Origin of the sequence: Winogradskyella wichelsiae (genome assembly GCF_013403925.1) — a bacterium.
In the GTDB taxonomy this organism is placed as follows: domain Bacteria; phylum Bacteroidota; class Bacteroidia; order Flavobacteriales; family Flavobacteriaceae; genus Winogradskyella; species Winogradskyella wichelsiae.
Map to the genome: position 1 here is coordinate 349,650 of NZ_JABFDJ010000002.1, position 21,541 is coordinate 371,190.

At 31.9% G+C, this 21,541-nt stretch carries 19 protein-coding genes; 9 read left to right on the plus strand and 10 right to left on the minus strand.

Going from position 1 to position 21,541, the window contains the following annotated elements; all coding sequences use genetic code 11:
- Positions 1 to 8: 8 nt before the first annotated feature.
- Positions 9 to 728: a polyprenol monophosphomannose synthase gene (locus HM985_RS05160; protein WP_179375225.1), complete on the minus strand. Its 720-nt coding sequence runs from the start codon at positions 726 to 728 to the stop codon at positions 9 to 11.
- 147 nt (positions 729 to 875) lie between these two features.
- Between HM985_RS05160 and HM985_RS05165 the strand changes: the two genes are divergently transcribed.
- Together HM985_RS05165 and HM985_RS05170 are read left to right on the plus strand one after the other, a co-directional pair.
- Positions 876 to 1,526: a DUF4271 domain-containing protein gene (locus HM985_RS05165; protein ID WP_179375226.1), complete on the plus strand. Its 651-nt coding sequence runs from the start codon at positions 876 to 878 to the stop codon at positions 1,524 to 1,526.
- A gap of 17 nt (positions 1,527 to 1,543) precedes the next feature.
- Complete coding sequence (locus HM985_RS05170) at positions 1,544 to 2,293, plus strand: uroporphyrinogen-III synthase (RefSeq protein ID WP_179375227.1); 750 nt, start codon at positions 1,544 to 1,546, stop codon at positions 2,291 to 2,293.
- A 76-nt stretch (positions 2,294 to 2,369) separates the two neighbouring features.
- On the opposite strand, the gene pckA is transcribed toward HM985_RS05170, so the two are convergent.
- A complete protein-coding gene (gene pckA / locus HM985_RS05175) occupies positions 2,370 to 3,986 on the minus strand; it encodes a phosphoenolpyruvate carboxykinase (ATP) (protein ID WP_179375228.1) in 1,617 nt (538 codons plus the stop codon).
- A gap of 65 nt (positions 3,987 to 4,051) precedes the next feature.
- Positions 4,052 to 4,441 (minus strand): DUF423 domain-containing protein, encoded by a 390-nt coding sequence (locus HM985_RS05180; RefSeq protein ID WP_179375229.1) that lies wholly within the window; start codon positions 4,439 to 4,441, stop codon positions 4,052 to 4,054.
- Positions 4,442 to 4,522: 81 nt separating this feature from the next.
- Here HM985_RS05180 and HM985_RS05185 point away from each other — a divergent pair, with 81 nt between their 5' ends.
- From HM985_RS05185 to HM985_RS05195, 3 genes are all read left to right on the plus strand, one after another.
- The gene (locus HM985_RS05185; protein ID WP_179375230.1) at positions 4,523 to 5,887 is read left to right on the plus strand and encodes a saccharopine dehydrogenase family protein; all 1,365 of its coding nucleotides are present in this window, start codon (positions 4,523 to 4,525) and stop codon (positions 5,885 to 5,887) included.
- Positions 5,888 to 6,011: 124 nt separating this feature from the next.
- Complete coding sequence (locus HM985_RS05190) at positions 6,012 to 6,533, plus strand: DUF6252 family protein (RefSeq protein ID WP_179375231.1); 522 nt, start codon at positions 6,012 to 6,014, stop codon at positions 6,531 to 6,533.
- A 63-nt stretch (positions 6,534 to 6,596) separates the two neighbouring features.
- Positions 6,597 to 7,067: an Lrp/AsnC ligand binding domain-containing protein gene (locus tag HM985_RS05195; RefSeq protein ID WP_179375232.1), complete on the plus strand. Its 471-nt coding sequence runs from the start codon at positions 6,597 to 6,599 to the stop codon at positions 7,065 to 7,067.
- Between the two features lie 50 nt (positions 7,068 to 7,117).
- On the opposite strand, the gene HM985_RS05200 is transcribed toward HM985_RS05195, so the two are convergent.
- From HM985_RS05200 to HM985_RS05215, 4 genes are all read right to left on the minus strand, one after another.
- Positions 7,118 to 8,155, minus strand: a complete 1,038-nt coding sequence (locus tag HM985_RS05200) for an aldo/keto reductase (protein WP_179375233.1) — start codon at positions 8,153 to 8,155, stop codon at positions 7,118 to 7,120.
- Between the two features lie 36 nt (positions 8,156 to 8,191).
- A complete protein-coding gene (locus HM985_RS05205; protein ID WP_179375234.1) occupies positions 8,192 to 9,178 on the minus strand; it encodes a hypothetical protein in 987 nt (328 codons plus the stop codon).
- Between the two features lie 64 nt (positions 9,179 to 9,242).
- The gene (locus HM985_RS05210) at positions 9,243 to 10,202 is read right to left on the minus strand and encodes an OmpA/MotB family protein (protein WP_179375235.1); all 960 of its coding nucleotides are present in this window, start codon (positions 10,200 to 10,202) and stop codon (positions 9,243 to 9,245) included.
- 55 nt (positions 10,203 to 10,257) lie between these two features.
- Positions 10,258 to 11,019: an exodeoxyribonuclease III gene (locus tag HM985_RS05215; RefSeq protein ID WP_179375236.1), complete on the minus strand. Its 762-nt coding sequence runs from the start codon at positions 11,017 to 11,019 to the stop codon at positions 10,258 to 10,260.
- Positions 11,020 to 11,221: 202 nt separating this feature from the next.
- On the opposite strand from HM985_RS05215, the gene HM985_RS05220 reads away from it, so the two are divergent.
- Positions 11,222 to 14,665: a hypothetical protein gene (locus tag HM985_RS05220; RefSeq protein ID WP_179375237.1), complete on the plus strand. Its 3,444-nt coding sequence runs from the start codon at positions 11,222 to 11,224 to the stop codon at positions 14,663 to 14,665.
- An 85-nt stretch (positions 14,666 to 14,750) separates the two neighbouring features.
- Entirely contained in the window at positions 14,751 to 15,785 is a 1,035-nt protein-coding gene (locus HM985_RS05225) for a flavin-containing monooxygenase (protein WP_179375238.1), read from the plus strand.
- Positions 15,786 to 15,853: 68 nt separating this feature from the next.
- Here the strand turns inward: HM985_RS05225 and HM985_RS05230 are convergent, their stop codons facing one another.
- Together HM985_RS05230 and HM985_RS05235 are read right to left on the minus strand one after the other, a co-directional pair.
- Complete coding sequence (locus HM985_RS05230; RefSeq protein WP_179375239.1) at positions 15,854 to 17,395, minus strand: glycine--tRNA ligase; 1,542 nt, start codon at positions 17,393 to 17,395, stop codon at positions 15,854 to 15,856.
- Between the two features lie 77 nt (positions 17,396 to 17,472).
- Positions 17,473 to 18,357, minus strand: coding sequence for a hypothetical protein (locus HM985_RS05235; protein WP_179375240.1), 885 nt, complete (start codon positions 18,355 to 18,357; stop codon positions 17,473 to 17,475).
- Between the two features lie 71 nt (positions 18,358 to 18,428).
- Here HM985_RS05235 and HM985_RS05240 point away from each other — a divergent pair, with 71 nt between their 5' ends.
- Both HM985_RS05240 and HM985_RS05245 read left to right on the plus strand, forming a co-directional pair.
- The gene (locus tag HM985_RS05240) at positions 18,429 to 19,106 is read left to right on the plus strand and encodes a ComF family protein (protein ID WP_218843370.1); all 678 of its coding nucleotides are present in this window, start codon (positions 18,429 to 18,431) and stop codon (positions 19,104 to 19,106) included.
- Positions 19,107 to 19,162: 56 nt separating this feature from the next.
- Complete coding sequence (locus tag HM985_RS05245; protein WP_179375242.1) at positions 19,163 to 20,776, plus strand: Ig-like domain-containing protein; 1,614 nt, start codon at positions 19,163 to 19,165, stop codon at positions 20,774 to 20,776.
- Here the strand turns inward: HM985_RS05245 and HM985_RS05250 are convergent.
- The gene (locus HM985_RS05250; protein ID WP_179375243.1) at positions 20,760 to 21,539 is read right to left on the minus strand and encodes an amidohydrolase; all 780 of its coding nucleotides are present in this window, start codon (positions 21,537 to 21,539) and stop codon (positions 20,760 to 20,762) included. The genes HM985_RS05245 and HM985_RS05250 overlap by 17 nt on opposite strands.
- Positions 21,540 to 21,541: the final 2 nt, after the last annotated feature.

The window sequence follows — 21,541 nt, forward strand, 5'->3', positions numbered from 1 at the left end:
GCTTTTTTTTACTTACTAAATAAACTTTTAATCTTTAAACTAATCACTCCAAAAATAGCTTCAGTGATTATACCTCCACTCATTTTTGACTTTCCTTTTGTTCTATCTTTAAATATAACAGGTATTTCTTCTATTTTAAAACCTTTTTTATAAGCTTTAAATTTCATTTCAATCTGAAAAGCATAACCTACAAATTTTATCTTTTTAAGGTTAATCGCTTCTAAAACAACTCTTTTATAACAAATGAATCCTGCTGTAGAATCCTTAACTTTCATTCTTGTTATTAATCTTACGTAACGTGAAGCACCATAAGACAAAAGAATACGAGATAAAGGCCAGTTTACCACTGTAATTCCTTTAACATATCTAGATCCGACTGCTATATCTGCACCAGCCACACACGCATTATATAATCTAGGAAGATCATCTGGATTATGCGAAAAATCGGCATCCATTTCAAAAATGTATTGATAAGATTTTTCTAATGCCCATTCAAACCCAGAAATATAAGCCGTACCTAAACCACTCTTTTCTTTGCGCTCTAAGATAAACAATTGATTTTTAAATTCTTGCTGTAAACCCTTAACAATTTCTCCAGTTTTATCTGGTGAGTTGTCATCTACGATTAAAACATGAAAGTCTCTTTTTTGAGAAAATACTGCTCTAATGATTGATTCTGCATTTTCAATCTCATTATATGTAGGGATGATGACAATTACGTCTGACATTAACACACTTTTAGATCCACTTATTTGTGGTATTTTAGAATTTCAACAAAAATAAAGTTTTTAATGGATAAAATGTGCGAATTAACTTTTTTGATAGATATGAATACGACTATTCATAATAAGCGCATTTTTTTATAATTTAGCAGCATGCGAAATTATATAACACACGAGTGGTTTACCATCTTTACAGTCATTGGATTGTTTACCATTGCTGTTGCTAAATACTTAAATACACTTCGTTTTAAGGACTTTATGTATGTTATAGGAAATTCTAAATATTTAAAAATATATTCTAAAGATCAGAAATTTGTAGATCAATTTGATAGTTTTCTTTTTGTAAACCTTACTTTATCTTTAAGCATTTTTATCTACTTTGCCTACACAACGTTTGTTACCCCTGTTGACTTTGAATTGATTTCATTTTTAAAATTAATCTTCGCAATTTCTACAATTATTATAATAAAGACACTTTTAGAACGGTTAATAGGAAGCTTATTTGAAATGGATCGGTTAATTGACAACTATTTGTTTCAAAAAACAACATTCAAAAATTTCTCGGGGCTCATTTTTTTAGTGGCTAATTTGTTTTTGCTTTACACAGATATAGGCATGGAAATCACTCTAATAACTGCATTTACTATAGTTTGCATTATAAACGTTATAGGCTTTTTTTCTTCATTTAAAACACATCAAAAGTTAATAAATCTTAATTTTTTCTATTTTTTGTTGTACCTTTGCGCTCTCGAAATTAGCCCTTATATTCTTTTATATAAGGTTATTAGCGAGTATAACGCTTAAAAACACAAGCATTCCGTATGAAAGTGAAAACAATTTTAGTATCACAACCAGAGCCTAAAATAGAGAACTCACCATACTTTGATTTGCAAGAAAAGCAAAAAGTAAAAGTAGACTTTAGACCCTTTATCCATGTTGAAGGTGTATCTTCTAAAGACGTGAGACAACAAAAAGTTGACCTAAGTAAATTCACAGCTATAATTCTTACAAGTAGAAATTCAGTCGATCATTTTTTTAGAGTTGCAGATGAAATGCGCTTTAAAGTTCCTGATTCACTAAAGTACTTCTGTCAGTCTGAAGCTGTTGCTTATTATTTACAAAAATACGTGGTGTATAGAAAACGAAAAATCTATGTTGGTAAACGTACGTTTGAAGATCTTATCCCTTTAATTAAAAAATATAAGGACGAGGCTTTTTTATTACCAACTACAGATAAGGTTAAACCTATTATACCAGAATCTTTAGACGCCTTAAACGTAAATTGGAAGCAAGCTACTTTTTACAAAACAGTGATTAGTGATTTATCTGATTTATCAAATGTTACTTATGATATCTTAGTCTTTTTTAGCCCTTCTGGCATTGAATCTTTATTTCATAATTTTCCAGACTTTAAGCAAAACGAAACGCGAATTGCTGTATTTGGGAACACCACAGTTCAAGCGGTTAAAGAAAAAGGATTACGTGTAGATATTTCTGCACCAACACCAGAAACACCTTCTATGACTATGGCTTTACAGAAATATATTGATTCTGTAAACAAAGGGAAGTAGTTAAGACATTAGTAAAAAGCATAAAAAAAGCGATTCTAAATTTAGAATCGCTTTTTTAGTTTATATAAGTTTTTATTTAAAACGAATAACGTTGTGGACCTCCACGCCTTACCTCCTCAGAAGCGTAAGACTCAAATTCCTTAAAGTTCTTTCTAAATGCATTTGATAACTTAAATGCCATAGTATAATAAGCTTTGTCATCGTTCCATGTTGTTCTAGGACTTAATACTTCTGTTGGTACACCAGGACAACTTCTTGGTTGTGCCACACCAAATACTGAATGAATGTGGTAATCCTCGTAAGTATAATCTCCGAGATCACCATTTAAAGCTGCATTAATCATAGCACGCGTATATTTTAATTTCATTCGTGTGCCTATACCATAAGGACCACCTGTCCAACCTGTGTTTACCAACCAAACATTTACGCCTGCATCTTTCATCTTTTTACTTAGCATTTTAGCATATTCTGTTGGATGCAAAGGCATAAAAGGTGCACCAAAGCAAGCTGAGAAACTTGGCACAGGCTCTACAACACCAGCTTCTGTACCAGCAACCTTAGCGGTATACCCAGAAATGAAATGGTATGCGGCTTGACTTGGTGTTAGTTTAGATATTGGAGGTAATACACCAAAAGCATCTGCTGTTAAGAAAAATATGTTTTTAGGATTTTCACCTATTGAAGGTTTTCTTATATTTTCTATATGATAGATTGGATAACTAACTCTTGTATTTTGTGTAATCGATGTATCTTCAAAATCAACCTGACCTCTAGCATCCATTATTACATTTTCTAAAATTGCTCCTTTTTTAATTGCAGCAAAAATTTCAGGTTCTTGTTCTTTAGATAAGTTAATGACTTTAGCGTAACAACCTCCTTCAAAATTAAAAACGGTGTTTTCAGCAGTCCAACCATGTTCATCATCACCAATTAAACTACGATTAGGATCTGTAGAGAGTGTTGTTTTACCGGTTCCTGATAAACCAAAGAAAATAGCAGTATCATCATCCTTACCAACATTTGCACTACAATGCATTGGTAAAGTATTTTTTAATACAGGAAGTATAAAATTTAAGGCTGAGAAAATTCCTTTTTTAATTTCACCTGTGTAACCTGTCCCTCCAATTAAGGCAATTTTACGTGTAAAATCTAAAATGGCAAAGTTATGCTGACGTGTTCCGTCAACTTCAGGATTTGCCATAAAACCTGGCGCATTAACAACTGTCCATTCTGGTGAAAAATCTTTTAATTCTTCCTTGGTAGGGCGTAAAAACATGTTGTAAGCAAACATATTGCTCCAAGCATATTCATTAATGACCCTAATATTTAACTTATAATTCTCGTCTGCACATGCATAACTGTCTCGCACGTAAATTTCTTTCTCTGATAAATAAGCGACCACTTTATCATAAAGCTTTTGAAACTTATCAGGGTTAAAAGGAATATTAATATCACCCCACCAAATTTTATCTTTGGTAATAGCATCTTTTACAATAAACCGATCCATTGGAGAGCGTCCAGTAAATTCGCCTGTATTAACTGCTAGAGCACCTGAAGATGATTCTACGCCTTGACCTTTAGAGATTGTTTCAGCATGAAGTTCTTCTGATGATAGTTGATAATTAACTTTTGCATTTGTAATTCCATATTGATTTAACGAAATCGTTTTCGTAAATTGGGAATGCTTTGCCATAATATTAGTGTTGTTTAGTTATGCAAAACTAAAATATTATTTTGAAACACCACATTTGAATGCATTTAATTAACCTTATTTGTAATTATACCGACCAATAACAACACCCATCCAATAATAAGGAACAAACCTCCTAATGGAGTAATTAAGGCAATCGTCTTAAAGTTAAAAGCCGAAAGTACATTTGTTGCCAATCCATAAATAGAGCCAGAAAAGCATATGACACCAAAAAGGATAAAATAGAAAATAATCTTTTTCATTTTTAAACTCACCATAGAGGTACTTCCTATAATTAGTAGAAAAAAGGCATGATAAAGTTGATATCGCACACCTGTTTCAAAAGTTTGAATAGCATCTACACCAACTAATTTTTGAAGACCATGAGCCGCAAATGCTCCTAAAATAATCCCTAAAATTCCAAAAATAGATCCGGTAACTAATAGCTTCTTGTTCATAAGATAAATGTGGTTTGCCTCTTTATTACTTATTGTATTTCTTATTTTCGTAGGACACAAATTTAGTCATATATACTCATTATGCGAAACATATTAATTATCGGAGCAGGTAAATCTTGCTCTTATCTTATAAAATATTTACTAGACCATTCTAAAACAGAAAAACTACATCTTACCATAGGAGATCTTAATGTAGAAAACGCAAAAAAACTCGTTGGATCTCATCCTAACACAGCAGTTATTCCCTTAGATGTTTTTAATTCAGAATCTAGAACTGCTGCTGTAAAAAAAGCAGATATTGTTATTTCAATGCTTCCTGCTCGTTTTCATATTGAGGTAGCTAAAGATTGTATTACTTACAAAAAAAACATGGTAACGGCTTCTTACGTAAGCCCAGAGATGCAAGCCTTAGATGAAGATGCTAAAGCCAACAACCTTATTTTTATGAATGAGATTGGGGTAGATCCAGGTATTGACCATATGAGTGCCATGCATGTTATTGACCGCATTAGGGATAAAGGCGGAAAAATGATTTTATTTGAATCTTTTACGGGGGGTTTAGTTGCACCTGAAAGTGATAACAACCTTTGGAATTATAAATTCACCTGGAATCCTAGAAATGTGGTGGTGGCAGGACAAGGCGGTGCAGCTAAATTTTTACAAGAAGATCAATTTAAATACATTCCTTACAATAGATTATTTAGACGTACTGAATTTTTAGATGTTGAAGAATATGGAAGATTTGAAGGCTATGCCAATAGAGACTCTTTAAAATACCAAGAAGTTTATGGATTAGAACACGTAAAAACGCTGTACCGTGGTACTATTAGACGTGTAGGATTTAGTAGAGCATGGAATGTTTTTGTACAATTAGGAATGACCGATGACAGCTATACTATTGATGATAGTATTAACATGAGTTATCGCGATTTTGTAAATGCATTTTTACCCTATAGCCCAACAGATTCTGTAGAACTAAAGTTTAGACATGCGCTTAAAATTGACCAAGATGATATGGTTTGGGACAAATTTTTAGAACTCGATATTTTCAATCCTGAAAAAATGGTGACATTAGACAAAGGAACGCCTGCTCAAATTCTACAACAAATTTTAATGGATAGTTGGACGCTTAATTCTGACGATAAAGATATGATTGTAATGTATCATAAGTTTGGCTACGAACTTAACGGTGAAAAACACCAAATTGATGCCACTATGGTAACACTTGGTGATGACCAAACTTATACTGCGATGTCTAAAACGGTTGGTTTACCTGTAGCTATAGCAACGTTAGCCATATTAAATGGAAAAATAAAAACTCCAGGTGTTCAAATTCCGATTACCAAAGAAGTTTATACTCCAATTTTAAAAGAATTAGAAGCTTACGATATTGTCTTTAAAGAATATGATGTCCCCTATTTAGGTTATAACCCTTTAAATGTTTAAAATTGAGAGTCATTAACTTTTTTTATTAAAAGTCAACACCAAATAAACGGTTATAAAATAAATTGTATATTGTCCGTCTTATTTATTTATAACCAAATTAATACTTAAACCAAATCGAAAACACATGAAAAACCTACGTCAATTACCCATTTTTATTTTAATAATTTGTTTTATGTCTTGCAGTAGCGATGATGATGGAGAGAACACATCACCACTTAATGAAGACCCAGGAGTAAGTGCAACTATAGATGGAGGCACTTACAATAATTATTCATTTAACGATGGTATTTCTCAAATTATAACAGGAACAAATAACACCTTGAGTATTGAAGCTTCAGATACTAGTGGTGAACAGATTACATTATTTCTAAATAGCACTGGAGGTTTTGATTCTGGAACAGTAAAAACAATGGGAGATGTAGACTCTAATAATTCTGTAACTTATGCACTTATAAGACAATCTAATCCACAAACCAGCTACTATTCTACAACAGGTAACGTTACAATTACAGAAAATAGAACACACCCTACTGAAGCAGGAATTCGTTTGCTTTCTGGAACTTTTAATATCTCAGCATCTACTATAAACGGAGAAAACAGTACAACTTTAGGTGGCTCATTTACAGAATTAGAATACGAAGATTAAATTTTAAATGACTTATAATTGACTTGTTATTACGAACCTGTCATTTTATAAACAAAGCGACCAATGAAGGTTAATGAGAATGGTATTTACATAGACGGTATTGACAAAAAAATACTAAGAGCCTTAATGCAAGATGCAAGAACTCCAATTCTTGAAATTGCACGTAATGTCGGTATTTCTGGTGCTGCAATACATCAGCGTCTAAAGAAATTAGAAAAATCGGGATTGATTGCTGGGTCTAAATTTATAATCAACCCTAAAGTCTTAGGATATACCACCATGGCTTTTGTTGGCGTATATCTTGATAAGGCCATTAGTAATCCTGAAGCTGTAAAACAATTACAAAAAATACCAGAAGTAATTGAATGTCACTATACCACAGGTAACTGGTCAATTTTCATTAAAATACTTTCTAGAGATAATGAGCATTTAATGCATGTCCTTAATTCTGAAATACAAAGTATTAAAGGGGTTTCTAGAACAGAAACATTTATTTCTTTACAAGAACAAATTAATCGTCAGATTAAGATCTAAAAAAAGCACGTATTTTCATACGTGCTTTTTTAATTTTGTTTATTTCAATATTATGGTGCTGGATTAGGAATCTCTGCATGCACCGCGTTAATCGCTTTCATAACCTCATCTGACAATGAAATATTAATACTCTCAATATTTTCTGTTAACTGACTAAGATTGGTTGCTCCAATAATATTACTGGTAATAAATGGCCTTTCATTCACAAAGGCTAAAGCCATTTGTGCTAACGATAAATTATTATCTTCCGCAATTTTTAAATAGCGCTTAGTGGCCTCTGTGGCTTGCGCACTATTATAACGTGAAAATCTTGGAAATAATTTTAAACGCGCATCATCTGCAGCAGTACCCTTAATGTACTTTCCAGATAATACACCAAATGCCATTGGCGAATATGCTAAGAGTCCAATATCCTCGCGATGAGCAACCTCTGCCATATCACCTTCAAAAACCCTATTTATTAAAGAGTAGGCATTTTGAATGGTAATCATTCGAGGTAAACTATGCTGCTTAGATTCTTCTAGATAACGCATGGTTCCCCAAGCTTTTTCATTAGAAATACCAACTTGTCTAATTTTACCCGATTTTACAATGGCATCTAAACTTTGAAGAATTTCATTAAAATTATCTTCCCACTGATCGTCAGTATCTGGTGTATAATCACGTGTACCAAATGTGTTTGTATTACGTTCTGGCCAATGTAATTGGTATAAATCTATGTAATCTGTTTTAAGGCGTTTTAGACTGTTTTCTACAGCTTCATTAAGGGCATCTTTACTAAAACCATTAGTTCTAATATGTGCTGTATAATCTCCTGTTCCTGCAATTTTTGTAGCTAAAACAACCTTATCTCTATTTCCTGATTTTGCAAACCAATTACCGATAATGCGTTCCGTTGCTGCATAGGTTTTTTCTTCTGCAGGAACTGGGTAAAGTTCTGCACAATCAAAGAAATTAACACCTTTATCTAATGCTAAATCCATTTGAGAAAACCCTTCTTCTTGGGTGTTTTGGTTTCCCCAAGTCATGGTTCCCAGACAAATTTTACTAACTTTTATATCTGTATTTGGTAATGTTGTGTATTTCATAGCATTTCCCATAAAAAGGGATTATTTTAGTTGAATCTAATTTTTTATCTGTTTTAATTCTGACTCCGGAAACATCAACATTTTAGTTTTTACATACCTATAATCTACAATAACTTCATTTTTGCCAAACCCCAAAGTTTCTACATCTCCAATAAATTCATTACCGTATAATAGTTCTGGTGACACCTCTATTTTATCACCTTCTGTAGGTTTATAGGTCACAAATAATCGATTGTTTTTGTATTCTACAGTAAATATTTCAGGTAAAATTGGATCATCTGAAAAACTCCAAAAACTACTTTGAACTTCTGCACATGAAAAACATTTTAATCTGAGTTTATCAAATTTAAGCGTTTTAGCAAGCACATCTAATTGATCCATTGACATCACCTCATATTCATCTGTATTTACAACAGATCTAATTAACCTTAATTCACTATTATACACATAAGACTTATTCTTTACCTTACCAATGAACAAATGAAAAGAGCGATAATCTTCACCATAAACAAAGTCAAATTCATCAAACTTTTTTTGAGCAGCTAATGGTAAATCTTTATTGTTTTTTAATAACACCATCTTTCTAGAAGCTAATGCACCTACAATATAATCACGCTTCTTATTTGTCTTAGGGTCTAACAAGCTTACATTATACATTCTATCATATTTTAGAGATAAATTGATTGTATCCTGTCGCTTTAAATCTATTAAGGTTGATTTTTCATCCGTATTGAATAAAAAATAACGATGCTCTTCAATAGTTATACCGTTAGCGTAAATTCCTTCTGAATCTATTTTAACACCTTTATTAATATCAAAAAGTTGTTTACCATCAAATTGAACATAATCTAAATCTCCTAGCACCCTTAACCGCTTATATTGTGGTTCTATTATAATTTGCTGTGTTGTGTCAATAACACCCCAAAGGTTATCTTGTTTATAAGGTAAACTTCCTTTAAAATTTTGAGAAAAAGCTGTTAACTGATAACAAGACACAATTAATACTAAGATTTTAATTTTCATATTTTATATCTATTATTTCTAATTCGTAAAAGTTTGATATTAAATATAAAAATACCCTAATTTATTAGATATCATTTAAAAGCTTAGAAATCTCATCTAACTTAGGTGTTAAAATCACTTCAATTCTTCTGTTTTTAGCTTTACCTTCTGAAGTATCATTAGTTGCAACTGGCGCATATTCACCACGACCAGCCGCTGTTAAATTCTCAGGATTAATAGCATCATTTTCTCTTAAGATATTTACAATAGCTGTAGCACGTTTTGCAGATAAATCCCAATTACCACTTAATTGTGCATTTCCTTTATAGGGTACATTATCTGTATGTCCTTCAATTAATACAGAAATCTCAGGGTTTTCAGCTAAAACACTCCCTAATTGTTTTACGGCTTGTTTTCCTTGTGATCCTACGTACCAACTTCCAGATTCAAATAATAATTTGTTTTCCATTGAAATGTAGACTTTTCCGTTGCGTTGCTCAACCGTTAACCCTTTACCTTCAAAATTAGTTAAGGCTTTAGAAATTGCATCTTTTAATTTACGCATTGCTGCATCTTTACTTGCTATTACGTTTTCTAATTCTGCAACACGTTGTGAGCGGCTCTCTAATTCTTGTTTCAGTGTATTTAGACGTTCAATTTCTGCAGCTAATGCTTGTTCTTTTGCCTCTAATTCTGCTAAGAGTTCTCTATTTTTCTGTGAATTTTTGGCTATAGAAGCTGAACTATTTTCTTCTAAAGCTTGATAAGATGCCTTTAAAGTTTCTAAATTAGATTTGGCAGCAGCATAATCTGATTGCAATTTATCGCGCTCAGCAACAGCTTCATCATAAGATTTCTGTAAATCATTTAAATCATTAGTCAATTGTATTTTATCTCCAGACAATGTTTCCAACTCATCAGATAAACCTCTATTTTCTTGTTTTAAATCGGCATACTTGTCTTCAAGTTCTGTATATATTTTTTTAGACACACACGATGTGAATAAAGTAATGGTTAAGGCTAATATTGAAAGTTTTTTAATCATGATTCTTGTATTAAATGATGTTATATAAATTGTTGTTTGGAGTCTAATTTAATTTTTAAAGATCGAGTTCTAATAAAATAGGACAATGGTCACTGTGCACGGCCTCGGTTAATATAACGCTGCGTTTTATTTTTTCTTGTAACGGTGCGCTTACCATCGCATAATCTAATCGCCAACCTTTATTGTTTGCTCTAGAATTTGCTCTGTAACTCCACCAAGAATATTCTTGACGCTCTGGATGTAAGAATCTAAAACTATCTACAAATCCACTTTCTACAAATTCCCCTAACCATTCGCGCTCTTCTGGTAAAAACCCAGAAACACCTTTCATTTTAGGGTTATGAATATCAATTTCTTCATGACAAATATTATAATCGCCACAAACCACCAAATTTGGTTTTTCTTTTTGTAGCTCTATTAAATACTGTTGAATAAGGTTCATATATTCAAACTTATGAGATAATCTAGCGGCATTAGTTCCTGAAGGCAAATACATACTCATTACAGAAACCTCATCATAATCTACTCTTATATTTCGACCTTCAAAATCCATAGATTCTATTCCGGTTCCAAATTCTATATGCTTAGGTTCTTTTTTACATAAAACCGCTACACCACTATATCCTTTTTTCTGAGCACTAAACCAATAATTAAAATTATAACCTGCTTCGGTAAACAAATCTAAATCGAGTTGTTCTTCCATCGCTTTAATTTCTTGCAAACAAATAACATCAGGGCCTGTGGCTTTTAACCACTCTATAAATCCTTTGTTTATTGCTGCTCTGATACCGTTTACGTTATAAGAAACTATTTTCATGTGTTTAAATTTATTGTTTATTAATGCCTGCAAACTACTTACAATTAATCACGCTTTTAGGTGATAAAACTCTAAATATGTCCGTTTCATTTCGTCATTTTCAGATTAACTGCTAAATTAAATAATACTGTACTTTTACCCTATAATTTTATACTGCATTTAACGATAAAATATTTTTAGCTTTAAACAGTTATTATTCCACATGAAGTTTGCTCTACTTTTTATATTCATTCTGTCTACCACCTTGGGGTTTTCCCAGGATCAGGATGGTAATTTTAGACAAAAAAAAGTTGCTGTAAACGATTCTATTCAAATTGACTCTGTAAGTATTAATCCATCTCGATTTAAAATATTAACCAAAGATAATAAGGTCATAGATTCTACTTTATATGAAGTTGACTTCGCTAGATCAATATTGCGTTTTAAGCTTCCGACTGAAATAGACACCATTAAAATTGAATACTTGCGCTACCCCAAGTTTTTAACTAAAGTATATAAACAATTAGATGATGCTGTTGTTATAGACCGTTCTTCTAATGGGTATCGTCAATTATATAGCTTACAGAACAGTACAAAAAACAACACATTTACACCTTTTGATGGACTTACCACCTCTGGAAGTATTTCTCGTGGAATTACCATAGGAAATAATCAGAATTCAGTATTAAATAGTGAACTCGATCTACAAATCTCAGGAAAACTAAGTGACAAAGTTACACTTAGGGCTTCCATACAAGATGCTAATATTCCGCTTCAAGAGAGTGGCTATTCACAAAGCTTAGATGAATTTGACCAAGTATTTATTGAATTATTTAGTGATGATTGGAATATTAGAGCAGGGGATATTGATTTAGAAAATACCAAAAGTTATTTCGCTAATTTTTCAAAACGTGTACAAGGATTATTAGTCAATGCCAATTTAAGTGATAAAACCTCTGTTTTTGCTTCTGGTGCTTTAGTACGCGGACAGTTTACAACCACACAATTTACAGGAGAAGAAGGTAACCAAGGCCCCTATAAGTTAACAGGTTCTAATGATGAACTTTATGTTCTAGTCGTTTCTGGAAGTGAAACCGTTTACGTGAATGGTGTACCTTTAGAACGTGGTGAAAACAACGATTATGTAATTGATTATAGTGCAGGCGAAATAATTTTCAACTCTACATTTCCTATAACTTCAGAAATGCGAATTACAGTCGATTACCAATTTAGCGAACGTAATTATTCTAGATTTACTGTTTTTGGCGGTGCTAATTTTGTAACAGAAACCTTAAAATTAAATGTTTCTGTTTACTCTGAAAGCGATGCTAAAAACCAACCGCTACAGCAAAATTTATCTACAGAACAAACTCAAATTTTAGCTAATGCTGGTGATGACGTAGACTTAATGTCTGCATCTTCAGCATCACTCACAACGTATTCTGAGAATCGAATTTTATACCGAAAAGAATTTATAGGAACAGAAGAAATATATATTTACTCTAATAATTCTGAAGACGAATTGTACAGCCTCACCTTTACTTTTGTAGGAACAAATGAAGGAAATTATATATTAAGCAACACAAATGCGATTAATAATATTTATGAATATGTAGCACCAATTTCTGGTGTTCCACAAGGAAATTATGAACCTATCACGCAATTAATTGCGCCAGAACGTTTACAAATAGCAACAATTAACGGCCAATACAATCCCAGTACAAAAACCAATATCTTTTTTGAATTGGCAGGAAGTAAAAAGGATGATAACTTATTTTCAAATTTAGATGATGATAACAATGATGGTTATGCGGGAAAATTTACTTTGAATCAAAATCTTATAAAATCGGATAGCCTTTGGAACCTTTCTGCTTTGGTTGATGCTGATTTTATTCAAAAAAACTTCAATACGATAGAACGTCTATATAGAGCAGAATTTACGCGCGATTGGAATTTAGACACCTCTGAAACAACAGACGAAACTTTAGACTATGGAAACCAATTATTATTTACTTCCGGACTAAGTTTATCGCACATAAAAAAAGGGGTTGTTACTTATAATTTTGAACATTTAAACTATTCTGAAAACTTCATTGGAAACCGCCACAACGTTTCTGCTAATTTAAGACTGGGCGATTTCAAAATTTATTCAAACTCCAGTCTTCTAAACAATGAAAGCACTATTAATCGTTCTACATTCTTAAGATCCTTTAATAATGTCACTTACGGAAAGAACGACAAATGGACAGGCATAAAATTCTCAACTGAAGACAATGAGCAACGAGCCATAGAAACAGATTCATTAACCGAATTAAGTCAAAAATTTAAATCTTACGAAGCTTTTGTTGGTATCGGAGACAGCACAAAAGTTTATGCAGAAGTGGGGTATATTAAACGTTTTAACGACAGTTTACGAAGTAATAATCTTAAACGTGTAAATAGCTCTAATACTTATTATTTAAAATCACGCCTCGTTCAAAATAAAAATACAAGCCTTCAATTATTTTTAAATTATAGAGATTTAAAATCCGAAGATAGCAGCACAGAAAACGAGCAAAGCTTTAATAGCCGCTTGACTTTTAATCAAAAATTATGGAAAAATCTTGTTATTTTAAATACTAGTTACGAAACCAATTCTGGAACTTTAGCACAACAAGACTTTACTTATGTAGAAGTTGAAGCCGGACAAGGAGCTTACACTTGGATTGATTACAACGAGAATGGCATTCAGGAATTAGACGAGTTTGAAATTGCACAATTTACTGATCAAGGGAGTTACGTTAGGGTCCTATTACCTAACCAAGTTTATGTACAAACCCATCAAAACACTTTTGGACAAACCGTTACAATTAATCCACAAACCTGGAGTGTTTCAGAAGATAAAACGAGACAATTTTGGTCGCATTTTTATGACCAAGCGTCATTTATTGTAGATAGCGAAAAATATAAAGAAGATAATTCTTTTAATTTAGATCCGTTTGAAGCTTTAAAAGACGATTTAGACATTGAAGATTTTGTTGCCCTAAATTACAGCATTAGAAATGTTTTGTTTTTTAATAGAGGAAAACAACGCTATACCACATCTTACACCTACTTAACTAATAAAAGTAGAAACTTACTAACTACAGGAATTCAACAAAATAAAACAAATAGTCATCAGATAAATTTCAACCATAAAATTGATGTTAATTGGTTGGTTAACACGTTAGCCAGCTTAAGTAATGACGATAGTAAAAGCGAGAATTTTACGAGTAGAAATTACAACTTAGATGAATACCAATTTCAACCTAAATTAAGTTATTTATTTAGTGAAAACGCTCAGTTTGATATCTTCTATCAATATACTTCTAAAGAAAATACTATAGATAGTTTTGAAACCTTAATACAGAATAACTACGGACTATCCTTTACTTATAACAACGCACAAAAAATAGCATTAACAGGAGAGTTCAACTTTTTTGAAAATGATTTTGAAGGTGATTCAAACACACCTGTAGCCTACCAAATGCTTGAAGGTTTACAAGCTGGGAAAAACTTTACATGGAGTTTATTAGCTCAAAAAAAACTAACTAAATATTTAGATTTAAATTTGAATTATTTTGGACGAAAATCAGAAACTTCAAAAATGATCCATACTGGAACAGTTCAACTAAAAGCTTATTTCTAAGAAATAAAACACTTTTATATGCCGCTTTAATTTGTATAAAACTTTTAAAAACGGTATACTGTGCAAAGACCAACAAAAACTATTAATGAAAGACTTTGTAATCGTAGGAGCTGCACAAGCTGGTCTCTCTATGGCTTATTTTCTTAAACAGCAACAGAAAGATTTTTTAATCATTGATAAAGAAAAAGAAATCGGAGCTTCGTGGCTTAAACGTTGGGATTCTTTAAAACTATTTACACCTACCGAGTTTAATCATTTAATAGGAATGCCATTTCCGGCAGCAAAAGGTCATTATCCAGATAAATATGAAATAGCATCTTATTTTAAACAATATGCCAAAAAATTTGAATTCCCTATTCAATTAAAGACTCTAGCAGAAAGTATTGAAAAAATTGACCATGGGTTTCTTATTAAAACCAACCAAAAAGACATCGTTTGCAAACAAGTTATTATTGCTACAGGTCCTTTTCACATTCCTTTTACCCCCAAATTTCACAAAAACCTTTCAAACAGCATATATCAAGTTCATAGCAATTTTTATAAAAGCCCAAAGCAATTACAAAAGGGGCCTACTCTAGTTGTTGGTGGAGGAGATAGTGGATTTCAAATTTTAGACGAAGTTTCTAAAAACACAACAGAAACCACTTATTTTTCGGGGAGCACAGACATAAGAACATTGCCTCAAGAGATTTTAGGAAAAACCCTTTGGTGGTGGTTTACTAAAACAGGATTTTTAAGTTTTAGTAAAACATCTTGGATTGGTAAAAAAATCAATCAATCGAAGCAACCTATTATTGGTACGGATGTAAAAAGCATTATAAACCGTGACAATGTAGAAGTTGTGGGCCACACACTTGATACTGATGAGAACATCATAAAAACAGCAACCAAAGAACTGAATAATGTAAAAAACATTGTTTGGGCTACAGGTTATAAACCCAATTTTGAATGGATTAGAAACATTGAGCTTTGTAAGGATGGTTATCCAATTCACAAAAGAGGAATTAGCACTACAAAAGGGCTTTATTTTATTGGTTTACCTTGGTTACACACTAGAGGCTCTGCTACTTTAGGTGGCATAAAAAAAGATGCAACTTACTTAGCTGATAAAATTTTATAAAATCACTTTATCTAAAAAATGCCCAAACTTTAATAGTTTGGGCATTTTTTTATGTTTGAAAGCTTATTTTATTTCATTCTCTTTAGCCAATGCTTTACATCAACCTCAGCTTTAATAATATCTTTTAAATCTTCAATCTTCACACGTTTTTGTTCCATCGTGTCTCTATGACGAATCGTAACTGAATTATCTTCTAAAGTATCGTGATCTACAGTGATACAAAATGGTGTTCCGTTAGCATCTTGTCTTCTATAACGTCTTCCAACCGTATCTTTTTCTTCGTAGGCAACATTAAAGTCCCACTTTAAATCTTCAACAATTTGTTTTGCAACTTCTGGTAAACCATCTTTTGCTAACAAAGGAAATATTGCCGCTTTTACAGGTGCCAATACTGCTGGTAATCTTAAAACAGTACGTGTTTTTCCATCTTCTAGCTCTTCTTCTACTAAAGCGTTAGAAAACACAGCTAAAAACATACGATCTAAACCTATAGAAGTTTCTAAAACGTAAGGTGTATAGCTTTCTTTATCTTCTTGATCAAAGTACTGAAGTTTTTTACCAGAAAATTCTTCGTGTTGCTTTAAATCGAAATCTGTACGCGAATGAATTCCTTCTAATTCTTTAAACCCAAATGGGAATTTGAATTCGATATCTGTAGCCGCATCTGCGTAATGTGCTAATTTTTCATGATCGTGAAAACGGTAATTATCAGCGCCCATCCCTAGAGATAAATGCCATTTCATTCTAGTTTCTTTCCAATGCTCAAACCATTTTTTTTGTGTTCCTGGCTTAATAAAAAACTGCATTTCCATTTGTTCAAACTCACGCATTCTAAAAATAAATTGTCTAGCAACAATCTCGTTTCTAAAAGCTTTACCAGTTTGTGCAATTCCGAAAGGAATCTTTAAACGTCCTGTTTTCTGAACGTTTAAGAAATTAACAAAAATACCTTGAGCTGTTTCTGGTCTTAAATATAAGTCCATTGCAGATTCTGCTGAAGCACCTAATTTAGTCCCAAACATTAAGTTAAATTGCTTAACGTCGGTCCAGTTCTTACTTCCTGCTACAGGACAAGCAATACCCAACTCTTCAATCAACGCTTTTACGTCAGCTAAATCTTCTTTTTCTAAAGACTGACCTAAACGTTTTAAGATGGTATCGATTTTTTCTTGATAACCTACAACACGTCCGTTAGTAGAAACAAATTCTTCTTTATTAAAAGATTCACCAAAGCGTTTTTCTGCTTTTTTAACTTCCTTTTCAATTTTTGCTTCAATTTTTAAGCAATAATCTTCAACTAAGACATCGGCTCTATAACGTTTTTTAGAATCCTTATTATCAATTAATGGATCGCTAAACGCATCTACGTGACCAGAGGCTTTCCATGTGGTTGGATGCATAAATATTGCAGCATCAAGACCTACAATATTTTCATTCATCTGTACCATGGCCTTCCACCAATAGTCTCTAATATTTTTCTTTAATTCTACTCCATTTTGAGCATAATCGTACACTGCACTAAGTCCATCATAGATTTCACTACTCTGAAACACGTAACCATACTCCTTTGCGTGAGAGATTACTTTTTTAAATTGATCGTCGTTTGCCATAATACTGCAAAAATAGAAAACCGCTCTGATTAACAGAACGGTTTTCTAAAAATTATATCGTTAATTGTAAGTATTTATTATTTTAAAACAAGACTTGTACTCGCTAGCTTAGTATTTTCATGAAAAACATTAACAAAGTAGTGCCCTTTGGTTAATGGTTTTTCGTTTTCACTTGGTATAATAGCTGTACAAACTTCTATGTTTTCATTAGCATAATTAACAACTTCTTTCTTACTGAAATTTAAAGTATTATTCCCAAAAACCAATTCTCCTTTATCTGAAACAACATTACCTTGTGGACTTACAATTTGTATATAAATATCTTTTTTACCTTTTAATGTTAAAATATTCTCTGATAAAGTAATGCAGACATCGATAGCATTGGCACGTCTCGCCTTTTCCGTTAAACGTTTCTTACCAGACTTAAGTTTATAAGATTGCACATTGATATGACTAGCTTTTAATACTGCCGCATCAGTAATAGATCTATTTAAAACACTGTTTGTTTTTTCTAAATCACTAATTGTCGTTGTATTTTCTTTAATAGTATTTAAAGCGTATCGTTTCTCTTGTTGTAGTCTTTCATTTTCAGAATTTAAAGAATCAATCGTGCTAAGCAGCACTTTACTTTTAGATTTTAAAACAACAAGCTGACCTTTAAATTTAGTAATTATAGATAAATCTCCTTTAAGTAATCTTAGAGAATCTAATGCATTCTTAGTCTCCTGCTTTGCTTGTTGTAGCTGAGCAGACATAAGACTGTAATCTTCACTAAGTTCGTCGTAACTGGATAAAAGCTCTGATAATTCGGTCTCTATTAAAACTTTTTCTTGATTTAAAAAGGTTTCGTAAGATTCAATGGATTTGTATTTATCAAAACTATAGGCTCCTAAAACGGTTAAGACAATTAATAAAGAACTTATAATTAATCTATAATTTAATAGCTGAGGGTTAACTATCATAATTAATTTTATTAATTTGAAGCCAAAATAAAGGTTCTTATAGTGTAATCCTTATTTTAATCGTTTAAGTGATGAAAAACTTGTTAAACTTGTTCTTTCCAGTGATTTGCGAGGCATGTAATAATGTTCTAGGTGATAATGAGGTTGTTTTATGTACCTCTTGCAGACATCATTTGCCTGTTACCAACTTTCATTTCGATAATAATGATATGGTAAAAAAAACAGTTTATGGCAGGGTTAAACTAGAAAACGCTACAGCATTATTACATTTTTCAAAGAAAGGAATTGTACAACAGATTATTCATAATTTAAAATACAGAGGTCATGAAGATATTGGTGATTTTTTTGGCAAATGGCTAGGTGCTGAATTAGCTACATTAGATGTTTATAAGAAAATTGATGTTGTAATACCAGTACCTCTATATAAATCTAAATTAAGAAAACGAGGTTATAACCAAGTTGCAAAATTTAGCCAAGAAATTGCAAAAGCTTTAAATGCAGAATACAATGACACCGTTCTTGTAAAAATAAAATCTACAAAAACACAAGTTTTCAAAGCTAGAATTACACGATGGAAAGATGATGGAGCCTTATTTGATATCTCTGAAAATAAATCTTTAATCGGAAAACATATTTTATTAGTAGACGATATAATTACAACAGGTGCAACAGTTGAAGCTTGTGCAACGGTTTTACTAAAAATAGATAATATTAAGTTAAGTCTCGCCACCTTGGCAATTGCAGATTGATTTTTTCGTTTCTTTAATTTATAGTTGTTTCTTTGTATTAAATTATTTTAAAATAGATGCGTTTATCTTTTATCCGAATTTTAGGTCTACTATTAATTTTAGTGAGTATTGCAAGTTGTGCAAACCGAGGAACTCCAACTGGTGGAGAGAAAGATATTTTACCTCCTAAAATAACATCTTCTAATCCTAAAAATTTTTCAACCAATTTTAAAGGAGACGAGATTATCATAGAATTTAATGAATATGTTCAAATAAAAGATCTTCAGAAACAACTTATTGTATCACCACCAATGGATACAGCGCCTGTGGTTGCGCCTGCAAGTGGAGCAAGTAAAACAATTTCTATTAAGATAAAAGATACTTTAGATGCTAATACGACTTACGCTTTTAACTTTGGTGAAAGTATTGTAGATTATAATGAAAGCAATCCATATCCTTATTATCGCTACGTATTTTCTACAGGAAACACTATTGATTCACTTTCTGTAAAAGGTTATGTTGAAGATGCACTAAATCAAAAACCTGATAGCTTTATTTCTGTAATGCTATACGAAGTAGATTCTACTTATAACGATTCTATTGTTTATAAAGACAAACCAAGATATATAACAAATACTTTAGATAGCCTTACAAGTTTTAGTATTGATAATATAAAAGCAGGCACTTACAAATTGATTGCTTTAAAAGACAAAAATTCGAACTACAAGTTTAACCAAAAAGATGAAAAAATAGGATTTAAAGAAAGCTTCATTACTGTACCTTCAGATTCCATCTATGGTATAAAGCTTTTTAACGAAGAAGTCAACTACAAGGCTGTTAAGCCATCTCAAGATGGGGAAAAACGAATTATTTTCCCTTACGAAGGAGATTATAAAGATATTCAAATTCAAGTATTAGGTGACACGCCTGAAGATTACAAAACGAGAATAGTAAAAGACACAGAAACAGATACACTGTATTATTGGTACCAGCCAAAATTTGAAATTGACACCACCTTTTTCACGGTTTCTAACGGAAAACAGATTGACACCTTTAAGCATCGTTTTAGAGCTTTAAAAAGCGACTCTTTAAAAATCAAAGCCTTAGTACAAGGAGCTATAAATTTTGAACAAAACTTTACATTAGAGGCTAATACACCTCTATCTAAAATAGATACTACCAAAATCAAAGTTATAGATAAAGACTCTCTAACGGTATCTTATAAAGTAGAATACGATTCTATTTACAATAAATATAAATTTCCTATTAATAAAACTGAAGATCAGAAATACGATTTTACCTTACTACCAGGTACGTTTACTGATTTTTATGATGAAACGAATAAAGATACGCTGACCTATACGATTAGAACAAAATTGAAATCTGATTATGGTAATATTAGAGTTAACCTTATCAATGCAAAATTCCCAATGATAGTGCAATTGGTTAACGAAAAAGGAGATGTTCTATATGAACGTTATACCACAGAATCGCCAATTGTAGATTTCACAAATTTGGTACCAAGAAAATATAAATTACGTGCTATTTTTGATGCTAATAAAAATGAAAAATATGATACAGGAAACTTCTTATTAGGCATACAACCCGAACACGTTAGTTATCCTAAAGATGAATTAGATGATGTACGTGCTAATTTCGATTTTGTTATAGAGTTTAAACTTTTAGACTAAATTGATCACCATCATTTAAAAAATTTAATTTTTCTCGGTATTTAGTAATAGCACCTTTATGTAATGTAACGACTTCTATAGTTTCTTCGTTTTCAAGAATATGATCTAATCTATTTCCTAAAACATCGTAAACCACGGAGTGTCCTGAATGTTCATAATTATTACCATCTAGACCTACTCTATTAACACCAATACAATACGTCATATTCTCTATGGCTCTTGCCTGTAACAAAGCATCCCAAGCTTTAATGCGTACTTTTGGCCAATTAGCAACATATATCAAAAGGTCGTAATCCTCAACATTTCTAGCCCAAACAGGGAAACGTAAATCGTAGCATACCAACGGACAAATTTTCCAACCTTTATAACTAAATATTACTTTTTCTGAACCAGCAGTATATACTTTATCTTCACCTGCTAAAGTAAACGTATGTCGTTTGTCATAAGTCGTAATTTTTCCAGAAGGTTCTACACAAACCATACGATTATAGAAGTTATTATTTTCAGAAATTACAAGGCTTCCCATAATAACCGCATCTTTTTCATTTGCTAATTGTTGTAACCATGTTATGGTTTCTCCATCCATTGTTTCTGCAACTAATGTTGGATTCATCGTAAAACCAGAAGTAAACATTTCTGGTAAAACAATAAGATCAACACCAGTTATGGTATTGATCTTATCATTTAGTAATCGTCTATTTTCCTTTGGGTTCTCCCAAATTAAAGACGTTTGTATTATAGCTACGTTTAAAACGTTAGACATAT

Excerpts from the sequence above, each read along its gene's own strand:
- HM985_RS05160 (WP_179375225.1), bottom strand. The coding sequence starts at position 728 with ATGTCAGACGTAATTGTCATCATCCCTACATATAATGAGATTGAAAAT.
- HM985_RS05165 (WP_179375226.1), top strand. The coding sequence starts at position 876 with ATGCGAAATTATATAACACACGAGTGGTTTACCATCTTTACAGTCATT.
- HM985_RS05170 (WP_179375227.1), top strand. The coding sequence starts at position 1,544 with ATGAAAGTGAAAACAATTTTAGTATCACAACCAGAGCCTAAAATAGAG.
- pckA (WP_179375228.1), bottom strand. The coding sequence starts at position 3,986 with ATGGCAAAGCATTCCCAATTTACGAAAACGATTTCGTTAAATCAATAT.
- HM985_RS05180 (WP_179375229.1), bottom strand. The coding sequence starts at position 4,441 with ATGAACAAGAAGCTATTAGTTACCGGATCTATTTTTGGAATTTTAGGG.
- HM985_RS05185 (WP_179375230.1), top strand. The coding sequence starts at position 4,523 with ATGCGAAACATATTAATTATCGGAGCAGGTAAATCTTGCTCTTATCTT.
- HM985_RS05190 (WP_179375231.1), top strand. The coding sequence starts at position 6,012 with ATGAAAAACCTACGTCAATTACCCATTTTTATTTTAATAATTTGTTTT.
- HM985_RS05195 (WP_179375232.1), top strand. The coding sequence starts at position 6,597 with ATGAAGGTTAATGAGAATGGTATTTACATAGACGGTATTGACAAAAAA.
- HM985_RS05200 (WP_179375233.1), bottom strand. The coding sequence starts at position 8,155 with ATGAAATACACAACATTACCAAATACAGATATAAAAGTTAGTAAAATT.
- HM985_RS05205 (WP_179375234.1), bottom strand. The coding sequence starts at position 9,178 with ATGAAAATTAAAATCTTAGTATTAATTGTGTCTTGTTATCAGTTAACA.
- HM985_RS05210 (WP_179375235.1), bottom strand. The coding sequence starts at position 10,202 with ATGATTAAAAAACTTTCAATATTAGCCTTAACCATTACTTTATTCACA.
- HM985_RS05215 (WP_179375236.1), bottom strand. The coding sequence starts at position 11,019 with ATGAAAATAGTTTCTTATAACGTAAACGGTATCAGAGCAGCAATAAAC.
- HM985_RS05220 (WP_179375237.1), top strand. The coding sequence starts at position 11,222 with ATGAAGTTTGCTCTACTTTTTATATTCATTCTGTCTACCACCTTGGGG.
- HM985_RS05225 (WP_179375238.1), top strand. The coding sequence starts at position 14,751 with ATGAAAGACTTTGTAATCGTAGGAGCTGCACAAGCTGGTCTCTCTATG.
- HM985_RS05230 (WP_179375239.1), bottom strand. The coding sequence starts at position 17,395 with ATGGCAAACGACGATCAATTTAAAAAAGTAATCTCTCACGCAAAGGAG.
- HM985_RS05235 (WP_179375240.1), bottom strand. The coding sequence starts at position 18,357 with ATGATAGTTAACCCTCAGCTATTAAATTATAGATTAATTATAAGTTCT.
- HM985_RS05240 (WP_218843370.1), top strand. The coding sequence starts at position 18,429 with ATGAAAAACTTGTTAAACTTGTTCTTTCCAGTGATTTGCGAGGCATGT.
- HM985_RS05245 (WP_179375242.1), top strand. The coding sequence starts at position 19,163 with ATGCGTTTATCTTTTATCCGAATTTTAGGTCTACTATTAATTTTAGTG.
- HM985_RS05250 (WP_179375243.1), bottom strand. The coding sequence starts at position 21,539 with ATGTCTAACGTTTTAAACGTAGCTATAATACAAACGTCTTTAATTTGG.